The organism is Njordella aestuarii (assembly GCF_056494165.1).
In genome coordinates this window covers 4,529,508-4,540,874 of record NZ_CM151397.1, presented here as the reverse complement: position 1 = coordinate 4,540,874, position 11,367 = coordinate 4,529,508, and the positions used below count along the sequence as shown (strand labels likewise).

10 protein-coding genes are annotated in these 11,367 nt (G+C 50.8%); 8 read left to right on the top strand and 2 right to left on the bottom strand.

Annotation, left to right across the window (positions count from 1 at the left end):
* Window positions 1-8 precede the first annotated feature (8 nt).
* The 4 genes from SH451x_RS18010 to SH451x_RS17995 all read left to right on the top strand — a co-directional run bounded on the left by SH451x_RS18010 (window position 9) and on the right by SH451x_RS17995 (window position 4,697).
* Window positions 9-1,316, top strand: coding sequence for a DUF1552 domain-containing protein (locus SH451x_RS18010; RefSeq protein ID WP_479358396.1), 1,308 nt, complete (start codon window positions 9-11; stop codon window positions 1,314-1,316).
* Window positions 1,313-1,897 (top strand): hypothetical protein, encoded by a 585-nt coding sequence (locus tag SH451x_RS18005; RefSeq protein ID WP_479358394.1) that lies wholly within the window; start codon window positions 1,313-1,315, stop codon window positions 1,895-1,897. Before SH451x_RS18010 ends, SH451x_RS18005 begins: the two co-directional genes overlap by 4 nt.
* An 87-nt stretch (window positions 1,898-1,984) precedes the next feature.
* A complete protein-coding gene (locus SH451x_RS18000; RefSeq protein ID WP_479358393.1) occupies window positions 1,985-3,427 on the top strand; it encodes an endo-1,4-beta-xylanase in 1,443 nt (480 codons plus the stop codon).
* A gap of 130 nt (window positions 3,428-3,557) precedes the next feature.
* Window positions 3,558-4,697 carry an FAD-dependent oxidoreductase gene (locus SH451x_RS17995; protein WP_479358392.1) on the top strand — a complete coding sequence of 380 codons (1,140 nt, stop codon included), beginning with the start codon at window positions 3,558-3,560 and terminating at the stop codon, window positions 4,695-4,697.
* A gap of 103 nt (window positions 4,698-4,800) precedes the next feature.
* Here SH451x_RS17995 and SH451x_RS17990 read toward each other — a convergent pair whose 3' ends face one another.
* Both SH451x_RS17990 and SH451x_RS17985 read right to left on the bottom strand, forming a co-directional pair.
* Window positions 4,801-6,318, bottom strand: a complete 1,518-nt coding sequence (locus SH451x_RS17990) for a mercuric reductase (protein ID WP_479358391.1) — start codon at window positions 6,316-6,318, stop codon at window positions 4,801-4,803.
* 75 nt (window positions 6,319-6,393) lie between these two features.
* Window positions 6,394-7,152 carry a TVP38/TMEM64 family protein gene (locus SH451x_RS17985; RefSeq protein ID WP_479358390.1) on the bottom strand — a complete coding sequence of 253 codons (759 nt, stop codon included), beginning with the start codon at window positions 7,150-7,152 and terminating at the stop codon, window positions 6,394-6,396.
* Between the two features lie 57 nt (window positions 7,153-7,209).
* Here SH451x_RS17985 and SH451x_RS17980 point away from each other — a divergent pair, with 57 nt between their 5' ends.
* The 4 genes from SH451x_RS17980 to SH451x_RS17965 all read left to right on the top strand — a co-directional run bounded on the left by SH451x_RS17980 (window position 7,210) and on the right by SH451x_RS17965 (window position 11,285).
* The gene (locus SH451x_RS17980; protein WP_479358389.1) at window positions 7,210-7,428 is read left to right on the top strand and encodes a hypothetical protein; all 219 of its coding nucleotides are present in this window, start codon (window positions 7,210-7,212) and stop codon (window positions 7,426-7,428) included.
* A gap of 198 nt (window positions 7,429-7,626) precedes the next feature.
* On the top strand, window positions 7,627-8,805 hold the full coding sequence (locus tag SH451x_RS17975) for a DUF8838 domain-containing protein (protein WP_479358388.1): 1,179 nt from the start codon (window positions 7,627-7,629) through the stop codon (window positions 8,803-8,805).
* 142 nt (window positions 8,806-8,947) lie between these two features.
* Entirely contained in the window at window positions 8,948-10,000 is a 1,053-nt protein-coding gene (gene arsS / locus SH451x_RS17970; RefSeq protein ID WP_479358387.1) for an arsenosugar biosynthesis radical SAM (seleno)protein ArsS, read from the top strand.
* 169 nt (window positions 10,001-10,169) lie between these two features.
* Window positions 10,170-11,285: an inorganic phosphate transporter gene (locus SH451x_RS17965; RefSeq protein WP_479358386.1), complete on the top strand. Its 1,116-nt coding sequence runs from the start codon at window positions 10,170-10,172 to the stop codon at window positions 11,283-11,285.
* The last annotated feature ends 82 nt before the right edge of the window (window positions 11,286-11,367 follow it).

Genomic DNA, 11,367 nt, shown 5'->3' with positions numbered 1-11,367 from the left:
AAATCAATATGAAGAAACAACCAAGTCATCCGGCAACTAGTAGACGGACGTTCCTCCGCGCGACGGGAGTTGCGATGGCTTTGCCTTGGTTAGAGTCAACCTCTGGTAAGGTCGCCTACTCGCAAGCATTGTCGTCCAATGATGTGAGGCCACAACGATTCTTTGGCATCTGTAATAACCTGGGACTCTTGCCAGAGGAATTCTTTCCGGCGCAGGCTGGGCGAGACTACCAGGCGTCGCCCTACTTGAATGTACTTCAAGATCACCGCGACAAATTCACTGTTTTTAGTGGCGTTTCGCATCCCAACGTCGATGGCGGGCATCCATCGGACATCAGCTTTTTGACGGCTGCGCCGCATCCTGCAAGCAGTTCTTTTCGAAACACAATCTCGCTCGACCAACATATCGCGGAACACGTTGGAAACCAGACACGTTTCCCGTCACTGACGCTGGCTGTCAATTCTGGGAACCGCAGCTTATCCTGGACAGGAACAGGCGTTTCGATTCCACCAGAGGAAAGTGCAGCTGCGCTTTTTAAACAACTGTTTTTACAGGGCAATGCAGCCGAAGTCGACGCACAGATAAAGAAGCTCGACACAGGACGCAGCATCCTTGACGCGATCGGCGATCAAGCAAAAGATCTCGAGCGTCGTGCGAGCTACCACGATCGTGGACGACTCGAGCAATATTTTTCCAGCGTGCGAGATCTTGAGTCAAGATTGCTTGCGTCTCGCGAATGGGAAGGTAAACCCAAACCGACGATCGAAGCCGAGCCGCCGACGGATCCAAACACTCCCGCGCAGTACATGGCAAAAGTTCGCTTAATGTACCAATCTGTCAAACTCGCTTTTGAGACAGACTCTACACGCTCGATTACTTTGATGTTGAATAGTGTTGGCACACCGGTGGTAGAAATTCCAGGCGAAACCATTAGCGATGGATACCACAATCTATCGCATCATGGAAAAGCTGCCGACAAACTTGCACAATTGCGTGTTATTGATTTTGAGCATATGAAGTTGCTTAATGAACTCATGACAGACTTGAAAAGTGTTGCAGAGCAAGGTGAATCATTGCTGGATCGGAGCATGATCCTCTACGGTTCGAATCTGGGCGACGCAAACGCTCACTCGACAACGAACATGCCGATATTGTTTGCTGGCGGTGGTTTCAAGCACGGTCAGCACTTGGCATTTGATCGGCAACAAAATTATCCATTGCCGAACCTGTTCGTGTCGATTTTACAGAATATGGGAATTGAACAAGACAAGTTCGCTTCTTCTACGGGAACCATGCAAGGACTTGAATCAGCATGATTACGTGGCGTCCAATCGACTGGCTTCGACCACTACTCGCAGTCACATTCCTCGCTCAGTTTTTCAGTGCGGCGATCTCGTTTGCCGATGAAAATGTTATCGATTTCGAAAAGACTGAAATCGGTAAGCCAATTCCAGCTTGGTCTGAACAAGGTGTTACATTCACTTTAGCGCATGAGCCTGAAAAGAGTCAGGCCAAGGGGCGAATCTCGTTCTTTCCTCATTTGGGAACAGATCGCAAAGGCGTCGTTAATGCGATGGCCAACGAGGCGATTCCAGTTCGTGTGTCGTTCGGAAAACCTATTAAAAAGGTCAAATTAAAGCTATGGGGGTCGACAACTAGTGCCGCTCTGGTCCAAGCATTTGATAATGAAGGAATGTTGATAGCTCAAGATGGTTTAGATCAAGTGCCGTTCCGGCAATCGCCAGAGGAACATGTTCCTTTTTTTGAATTGTCGGTAGAAGCATCCAACATTGTTTACATTGACGTTAGTGGTTCTAAGCCAGGCGGCTTTGTCGCTATCGATGAAATCCGATGGGAATTTGAAGGTAGTGAGCAAGCTGTTGTTAATAGAAATTAGCCACCTTCAACTGACAGCGTAAAGTTTCTTTTTCGGTACTCGAACAACTCGGTTCAATTTTAGATCTCTTACGTAAGGTTTTGAGAAATGCGTTTTAATTCGCGACGGTTTTTTTCACTGGCGATGTGCGCTGCATTTACCAGCGCCTCGGTTGTTCTAATGGCGGAAGAGCCAGATGCAAAGCCAGCCGCGCCGGATGTAGCCCTCAAAGATGTATTCAAAGGGCATTTTAAGGTCGGTGTTGCGGTCAATCGATCGGTGACTACGGGGCAAGGCTTTCGGCGGTCGGAAGAAGATGTAAAGCAAGATATTGCTCTTGCCCAGCGTCACTTTAATCATGTCGTCGCGGAAAATGAAATGAAGTGGCAATTGATTCACCCTCGCGCAGGAGCCGATGGCTATGATTTCGCTGCGGGTGACGCGCTGATTGATTTCGGCATGAAAAACGACATGGAAGTCGCGGGCCATACACTGGTCTGGCACTCACAGACTCCTAACTGGGTATTCGAGGGGACTTATGTGGCGGATGCTGCTCAAGCCGGCGATGCGACGAGTCCTGCTGACGGTACCGCTTCTTCTCATGTGTTGACCGTAGCACCTCCACGAAGTTTTGGTGGAAACGCACCACGGCCAGAAAATCCACCACGGCCTCAAAATGCGCCCGAGTCGGGAGATGCCGCACCGGGCGGAACTCCGAATGCTCCAGGTTCAGGTCAAGGTGCAGCGCCGGGGAATCGAGGACCCGGTCGAGGTCCTGGCGGGTTTGGTGGTAGGGGAGGATTTGGCGGTTTCCGCGGTTTTGATCTGAATGGCCCACGTGCGACGCGCGAAGAGTTGCTTGAACGCATGCGCGACCATATCCATGCGGTCGTCGGTCGCTATAAAGGCAAAGTCAAAGTCTGGGATGTTGTCAACGAAGCCCTCACGGACAGTGGCGATGAAGTCCTTCGCAGCTCGCCGTGGTCAGTTATCATCGGGCCGGACTTTATCGCAAAGGCCTTTGAGTATGCTCACGAAGCAGATCCAGATGCCATTTTGCGTTATAACGATTACGGTTTAGAGAATCCTGGCAAACGTGCAAAATTGATAACGCTAATCAAGCACTTGCAAGAACAGAAGATTCCCGTGATGGCTATTGGTTCACAGGCGCATTGCAATGTTAACACAACATTCGAAACTATGGAACAAGCACTCGCCGAAATGTCCGCTCTGGGACTGCCTATTCATATAACGGAACTCGACGTTAATTCAGCGTCTGGTGGCCAACGGAATACTGGTGCTGATGTTGGTGCCAACAGCGACGCAACTCAAGGCGGATTGGTCGACGATCACGATGTCAAACTGGCGGAGGCTTATGCGGGTATCTTCAGAGCATTTGATATTCACAAAGATGCAATCGACGTTGTGACCTTTTGGGGCATCAACGACGCTGTATCATGGCGCTCGCGCGGACGCCCGCTATTGTTTGACGGTTCCAACCAACCCAAACCCGCCTTCACTGCGGTGGTGGAAGTTGTGACGAAGAAGTAGCGTTATATCAAACGACGCAGCGAAGGCAGCAGCACATTCCGTTCTCCCGGCTTCGGCCGGTCTTGTTCAGCCGGTCTTTTATCGCAAGACTGTGGCCCTGCCACAGTCTTGTTGACCATGAAGGCTATCTATGCGTTCTATCGTTTTGTTAGGAATTGGGCATACGAATGCTCATGTCGTTCGCGAATGGGAACGCTCGCCCATTCAAAATTGCCAGCTCGTGTGTATCTCGAATTTCCCCAATGCAACTTACTCGGGGATGCTCCCAGGCACATTAGCCGGTCAATTTACAGATGATGAAATGAAGATTGATTTGGCGGCGCTTTGCGACAGGGCAAGTGCCCAACTGATTGTTGCTCAAGTTGAGCGATTGGACGTCGCCAAGAGAACGCTTCATTTTGCCGACAGGGACTCACTGTCTTTCAACGTGCTTTCCATCGGAGTAGGCTCCATGCCGTCAGGCTATCAAGATATTGATGCTCCGGCTCTAGTGCCGATAAAACCGATGAACACTTTTATAAGTCGTCTCGATGAGCGACTGAAGTTGGCAAAGGCGAGTTGCAAGCGTGCTGATTCTCGGCAGCTACGCATCGCGGTGGTCGGCGGTGGTGTCGCCAGCATCGAGATTGTGCTCTGTTTGCGAACGAGACTAGAAATGAATTATGCCGATATCGCGGCCTCGATACAGATTTTTACATCGGCAGCAGAAGTTGCCACTGAGCTTCGGCCTCGAAGCATCCGAAAACTGCGTCGAATTCTAGAGCATCGCGCGATCAGGGTAGTGACTGGTACAAAGATCGTCGATGCGACTCCAGACGCAATTGTTGACGAGAACTCGAATCACTACCAAGTCGATTGTGTGATTTGGGCGACGACCGCGAGTGCTCCGCCTATTTTGGGCAAGCTTGGTCTTACAACGGATGACAAAGGTTTTATTGCAACGAATTCAACGCTGCGAACTGTGGGCGATCTTCCAATATTCGCCGTCGGAGATTCAGGGACGATCCTAGACAATCCAGCACCGAAGGCAGGTGTTTATGCTGTGCGGCAAGCCCCTATTCTCTGGCACAACCTACGCGCTCGCTTCGATGGGCGACAGTTTCGCAAATTTGAACCGCAGCGTGATTTTTTGAAGCTGTTGAACACCGGAGACGGTAAGGCACTGCTGCAGTACAAGTGGTTGACTGCGTATGGGCGATGGTGCTGGTGGCTTAAAACCTACATCGATAAAAAGTTTATCGGTCAGTTTCAAAGGGGCTCTTCGCAGTGACTTGACAATCTGCTCGTGGCCAAGTGTGTTGGTGTTTTTCAAGGTATGATCTGTCGAGCAGTAAGGTCTAGCGGAATTATGTATTAATGCCGAAATGATACGATCATCGTCGCCAGCGCAACCATGTGTTGAAAAGCGATTTGACTAGTGGCGTCAGTCGCGTTCTGTTGTACTGATCACCTAGTTTGCGGATCGCTTCCGTCTGAGTTGGGTAAGGGTGAATGACAGATGCGATTTTTCTCAGTCCAATCTTGTGTTTCATAGCCATCGTGATGTGGCTGATCATGTCGCCAGCGTGAGCGGCAACAATTGTCGCACCTAAGATGCGATCGGTGCCTTTCGCGCAATGGATTCGTACGAAACCCTCAGCTTCACCATCAAGAATCGCACGATCGACCTCCGATAGTTGCTGAGTGTAGCTGCTGAGCTCAATGCCTTGCTCGTTCGCTTCATGCGGGAAGATTCCCACGTGTGCAATCTCTGGCGATGTGTAAGTGCACCAAGGAATGATTAGTGAACTTATTTTAGAGCGGCCCAGAAAGAGTGAATTCTGGATCACGATTCTCGCTGAAAAGTCAGCTGCGTGAGTGAACTTGAATTTGGAGCAAACGTCCCCCGCTGCGAAGATGTCCTTGTTTGTTGTCCGCAGTCTATCATCGACTTCGACGCCCTGCTTCGGATGCGATTTTACACCGACTTTTTCCAGTCCAAGCCCTTCCAAGTTGGGCGTTCTGCCTGTCCCCACCAATATGGCATCGCAGTAGATTCGTTGCTCGGCTCCAGCTCGTTCTACGACGACGACTTTGTCGTTACCACTCAACTCGACCTTCGTCACTTTCGCATCGAGTAAAATTTCGACGTTGTCACGCACCAGCGCCGCTTGCACGATCAAAGAAGCATCTTCCTCTTCGTGGGCGAGGATTCGTGCAGAACGTTCAACGAGCGTGACATGGGCTCCGAACCTTGCAAATGCTTGCGCCATTTCGCATCCGATTGGACCACCTCCGATTACGATCAGTCGGTTGGGCAATTCTGTGAGAGAAAACAACGTCTCATTTGTCAGATAGCCAGAATCTTTCAGCCCCGGGATCGGAAGCTCAGCGGCGCGAGCACCGGTAGCGATGACCGCCTTCTTGAATTCAAGAGTTGTTCCGTCAACAGTGACTGTATTATTGCTGGCGAAGCTGCCTTGACCAAAGTAGACATCAATACCGAGTTCGGTAAATCTTTTTGCGGAATCGTGCGGACTGATCGCAGCTCGCAAGCGTCGCATTCGCTGCATAGTTTCGGCAAAATCCACCTGAACTTCTGATGTGCTGATGCCAAACTGCGAGGCATGACGACAAGCGGCTGCTTGTCGTGCCGCGCGGATGAGAGCTTTCGAGGGTACGCAACCAACATTCAGACAATCGCCACCCAGAAGCCCGCGTTCGACCAGGGCAACTTTTGCGCCCAACCCGGCTGCACCCGCCGCCGTAACCAGACCTGCCGTCCCTGCTCCTATTACAACTAGATTGTAACGAGAGGTTGGCGTCGGATTCTTCCAGCCTGTTGGGTGAACACTCGCTTGTAGTTCAAGGTTATACTCATCGAGCGGTTGAAGCTGATCTTGATAGCTCATGAATCACTTTCTTTGGTCTGACGTCAAACCCTTGATTGACAGGAAGTGTGTATTCGAGGCGCACGGTCATTTTTGCTATGCACTGTTTGCATTCTCTAAGCCGTCGCCGTCCGGCGTTTTGCGAACGAGCGCGAGCAGTTTCTTTAAAGCCAATGGTAAGATTCCGAGAATAGCAAACGCCAGCACGAGTTGCCAGTTCAAGACATTGCCGACACCTTCGTCAGCCAGCACCTTCAAACTCGGCACGCTCGCGCCTGCATATACATAAGCAGCTGTTCCCGGCAGCATGCCAATCTGGCTTACCCACCAGAACGTTATCGCTCGGATTTTGGTTAGACCCATAACAGCGTTAATGACGAAGAATGGGACAACGGGGATAAGACGTAGCGTGAAGAGGTAGAAAGCACCTTCACGATCAAAAGCGTCATTGAAGGATTGGAGACGCTTGGAAAACTTACTCTGGACCCAATCTTGTAGAAAATAGCGGGTCATAAAAAAAGCCACGGTCGCACCACCGGTTGAACCAAAGCTTACGATCAACAGAGCAGCAAAGAATCCAAAATACCAACCATAGGCTAAAGTCAGGACCACCGCGCCGGGCAGCGAGAAGCCGGCGACGATTACGTAGATTGCAACCGCGATAATTCCTACGAAGTATGGATTGCCTGCGCGGTATGCGCGGAGCTGGGCTTCTTGGCTGGCAAGATAGTCAAAACTGAGGCGATCACCGAACGCCCAGAGCAGAAGGGCTCCGAGGACGGCTACGAAAGCGAACACCCCAAGCTTATAGAAACCTCCGTTAGACCTCTCATAATTCTGCTCGTTAGGCGACATGTAATGTCCTGCTAGTTTTCAGATGGTAATTCAACGAATTATGATAGGACTGCTTAAATGGGCGAAACGATTGTTGCTAGCCGCAGTTTCTTCGCACAAATGCGTTTCGCAGATCGTTTCAAATGGTACGATGGATCCTTCGAAGATGTCTTTGAATTTGACGCTGCTTGCTTGTTTTTATGGATTTCTGTAAGCAGGCGCACGATTGTCGTTGCTTTTCAGCATGTTATAACGGAATGGGCAGGATTGATGCCGTGCGAAACCTCACAGACCTAGACGCGAGTGGTCAAGTACATTTTCATGATTGCCATTGCACGTTGTAACTCCGAGTCGCCCGCTTGAGTAGCGATAACCCGCTCGAAGCGTTAGGATTTTATAGCTTCTATCCCATGATTGATCACGGTCGCACTGGCATTAAGTGGAAGGCACGATAGGGCCTTGACGATTTTAAACAACCCAGAGGAGCGTTGCAGCATGTCGAATACTCATCAAGTGCCACACGAAGTTACTGAAGCAAGCGTCTATCGCCGATACGCTGCTGCTGCACAAAAACTAGAGCCAGCACTTTGTTGCCCAGTTGAGTATGCTGCCGATTTTCTAACTGTCATCCCGGATGAGGTTATCGAACGCGATTATGGTTGCGGAGACCCAACACCTTATATTCGCTCAGGTGACACCGTGCTGGACCTTGGTTCTGGCGGAGGCAAATTGTGCTTTATCGCGGCCCAAGTGGTGGGACCTCAGGGGCGGGTGATCGGGGTCGACTGCAATCGTGAAATGCTTGATCTTGCTCGCAAACACGCTCCCACTGTGGCCGATCGGATTGGTTATAGCAACGTTGAATTTCGCTATGGCATGATTCAGGACCTTCAACTGGATCTTGGACGGCTCGAAGAAAATCTAGCGCATCATCCTGTTAAAAATGCCGATGATTTCCTCCAGCTGCGGCATTTGCAAGAGCAATTGCGTTCTCAGCATCCTCTTGTTGAGAGTAATTCCGTCGACTCTGTCATATCCAATTGCGTACTCAATCTTGTTCGACAACAGGATCGCAAGCAGTTATTCGCTGAGATTTTTCGCGTACTTCGCAAAGGTGGGCGAGCCGCTATTAGTGATATCGTATCCGATGAAACTGTTCCGGAGGACATGATGCGTGACCCAGAACTCTGGTCCGGTTGCTTGTCAGGTGCATTCCGGGAGGACGAATTCTTGCAGGCGTTTGAGGAGGCTGGATTTCACGGAATCTCAATCGCCAAGCGAGCGACAGAGCCTTGGCAGACGATCAATGGCATCGAGTTTCGATCAGTGACGATCGTTGCCTACAAAGGAAAACAAGGGCCGTGCTTCGAGCGCAACCAAGCGGTAGTTTATCGCGGTCCATTTAAGAAGGTCGAAGACGACGATGGTCATATTTATCGACGCGGCGAGCGAATGGCCGTCTGCGACAAGACGTATCAGTTGCTCTCTCGCGCACCGTACGAAGGGCTGTTTGACGGCATCGAACCGCGCGTCTCCATAGCGCTCGACGAAGCGGGATTATTCGACTGCAAACGTGCCAAGGTTCGTGACCCGCGTGAAACCAAGGGGCAAGATTACGAAGCCACGACTAATTCAGCAGGCCCATGCTGCGGAACGGATACAGATTGTTGCTAAAAACATAGGTATCCGTATTTCGCGGAAGCACGCTCGGGTCTAGCTGCCAAACTGATTCACCGACGAGGAAAACTCGTGGGGAGCTCGTCGGCAGTCAAGCTCGAGCATTGAATGTTATCACTTCAAATCAATCGAATCAAAAATGAAACTTCAGACCCTACACCGTACGGGCAACCCGCTTGCTTCGCCCACCGAGCAAATGCACATCTTGCAAGATAGCGAGCGATGTCGGGTTGTCCCGTTCAGTGAGAAACTTTCCGAGCAAGCCGTCTTGCCGCTGCTTCGCAAGCAACTGACCACATTGCAAATCAACGTCGGTAAGGTCTGTAATCAGACATGCACGCATTGCCACGTCGACGCGGGGCCCGATCGTCGCGAGAGCATGACGTACGAGACAGCCCAACAAGTGATCAACTTTCTGGCAAGGTCAGAAGTCAGCACGCTCGATATCACCGGCGGCGCACCTGAGATGAATCCGCAGTTCCGAACGTTAGTCCAGGAGGCACGCAAGCTCGACAAGCGAGTAATTGATCGATGCAACCTCACGATTCTGCTCGCGAACGGTTTTACCGAGCTGCCAGAGTTTTTAGCCGAACATCAAGTGAGCGTCGTCGCTTCCCTGCCGTGCTACCTAGAAGAAAACTGCGATGCACAGCGGGGTAACGGTGTGTTTGTTAAGTCGATCGAAGCGATACGAAGGTTGAATGCGCTTGGATATGCACAGCCAAACTCGAATTTGCGACTTGACCTTGTTTACAACCCAACCGGGCTAGGCTTGCCGCCAGAACAACAAAAGCTGGAAGCTGCGTACAAAACGGAGCTTAACGCCCGTTATGGCATTCAGTTCAACAACCTGCTAACGATCACAAACGTGCCCGTTAGTCGATTCTTGGACGATCTGCTGCGACAAGGCAAGTACGAAGAGTATCTAGGAAAGCTGATCCAAAGTTTCAATCCCAACACCATCGAAGATTTGATGTGTCGTTCTCTGCTGTCCGTCGACTGGAACGGCTACATTTACGATTGCGACTTCAATCAAATGCTTGACCTAGCAATCACGGATGGCGAAAGCCGAGTACATATTTCTCAATTGACCGACGACCTGCTTGCGGATCGCGCCATTCGAACAGCCAATCATTGTTATGGCTGCACCGCTGGTTGTGGATCAAGTTGCGGAGGAAGCTTGGTCGGTTAATGACTGTTGTTGATCACTCCGCGATCGAAACGGAACGTGATTGTTTTTTCGCAGAGCAAAAGGCGACCATCATAAACTCTCCAGCAAAGAACGACGATTTTGAAGTTCTGGCTTACTGTTTGTTAGGTTTCTGTTACATCGGTTCGCACAGAAGGAATGTGTCTTCCAAATGATTATCGTTCTCGCGGTCATTGTTGCATTTTTGGCTTATGCCAATGGTGCGAACGACAACTTCAAAGGAGTTGCAACGCTTTTCGGAAGCGGCACTGCGTCGTTCAAGCGAGCTATTGCGTGGGCTACGATATGTACTTTGGCTGGCTCAATCTGCGCTGTTGCCCTGGCTGGAACACTGCTGAAGAACTTTTCGGGCAAAGGAATGATAGACGAAGCTTTGGTTGCAAATCCAGAGTTCGCCGCATGCGTGGCTGTCGCAGCCGGCTTAACTGTTCTTATTGCAACGCGATTTGGTTTGCCAATCTCGACGACCCATGGACTGCTTGGAGCATTACTAGGAACTGGTATTGCTGCTGGATCAGTAATCGAAGGTTCAAAACTATTGACAAGCTTTGCAGCACCGTTGCTCTTCAGTCCGGTGCTTGCCATCGCAGCGACGATGCTGATTTATCCAATATTCAGAGCTATTCGACTGAGGCTCGGTGTCAACTCGAAATCATGCTTGTGTATTGGTACTCAAGTGCTAGAAGTCGTCCCCGCTTGTGACGCTGTACATATGGCTGCTGCCAAGGAGCGAATCGAGATCGTCCATGGCCGGGCTGCCACTTGCCGCACTGCATACTCCGGCGCAGTGTTGGGAATTGAAGCAGAGAAGTCCCTGAACGGATTACATTTCATGTCGGCAGGTGCAGTCAGCTTTGCACGTGGGCTGAATGACACCCCAAAGATTGCAGCACTCCTTCTGGTCATGCCTTACGTTACACCTTCACTTGCGTTGCTGATCGTTGGCGGCGCAATCGCTGTAGGAGGACTCATTAGCGGCCGACGCGTTGCGGAAACGATGAGCCACAAGATAACCCAGATGAATCACGGGCAGGGTTTCACAGCGAATATGGTCACCGCTATCCTCGTGATCGGTGCCAGTCGCATTGGGATGCCGGTATCGACCACTCACGTAAGCTGCGGGACGCTCTTTGGTATAGGAGCCGTCAATGGAACCGCGCGTTGGCGAGTTATATTCTCAATATGTGGCGCCTGGTTGGTAACGTTACCAATCGGAGCCGTCATGGGAGCGATCAGTTGGAACGCGGTTCGAGTGTTCTTTGCTTAACGAAACTCACAGCCAGTCGTCGATCGCTCCGCTGACCGAAACGCGAAACTGTTGTGAAAGACGACAGTAAGTGCAGTGTTGC

What these genes read in the sequence shown, in the direction of transcription:
- SH451x_RS17975 (WP_479358388.1), top strand. Translation starts at nt 7,627, where the DNA reads ATGTCGAATACTCATCAAGTGCCACACGAAGTTACTGAAGCAAGCGTC.
- SH451x_RS17965 (WP_479358386.1), top strand. Translation starts at nt 10,170, where the DNA reads ATGATTATCGTTCTCGCGGTCATTGTTGCATTTTTGGCTTATGCCAAT.
- SH451x_RS17980 (WP_479358389.1), top strand. Translation starts at nt 7,210, where the DNA reads ATGGGCGAAACGATTGTTGCTAGCCGCAGTTTCTTCGCACAAATGCGT.
- SH451x_RS18005 (WP_479358394.1), top strand. Translation starts at nt 1,313, where the DNA reads ATGATTACGTGGCGTCCAATCGACTGGCTTCGACCACTACTCGCAGTC.
- SH451x_RS18000 (WP_479358393.1), top strand. Translation starts at nt 1,985, where the DNA reads ATGCGTTTTAATTCGCGACGGTTTTTTTCACTGGCGATGTGCGCTGCA.
- SH451x_RS17985 (WP_479358390.1), bottom strand. Translation starts at nt 7,152, where the DNA reads ATGTCGCCTAACGAGCAGAATTATGAGAGGTCTAACGGAGGTTTCTAT.
- SH451x_RS18010 (WP_479358396.1), top strand. Translation starts at nt 9, where the DNA reads ATGAAGAAACAACCAAGTCATCCGGCAACTAGTAGACGGACGTTCCTC.
- SH451x_RS17995 (WP_479358392.1), top strand. Translation starts at nt 3,558, where the DNA reads ATGCGTTCTATCGTTTTGTTAGGAATTGGGCATACGAATGCTCATGTC.
- arsS (WP_479358387.1), top strand. Translation starts at nt 8,948, where the DNA reads ATGAAACTTCAGACCCTACACCGTACGGGCAACCCGCTTGCTTCGCCC.
- SH451x_RS17990 (WP_479358391.1), bottom strand. Translation starts at nt 6,318, where the DNA reads ATGAGCTATCAAGATCAGCTTCAACCGCTCGATGAGTATAACCTTGAA.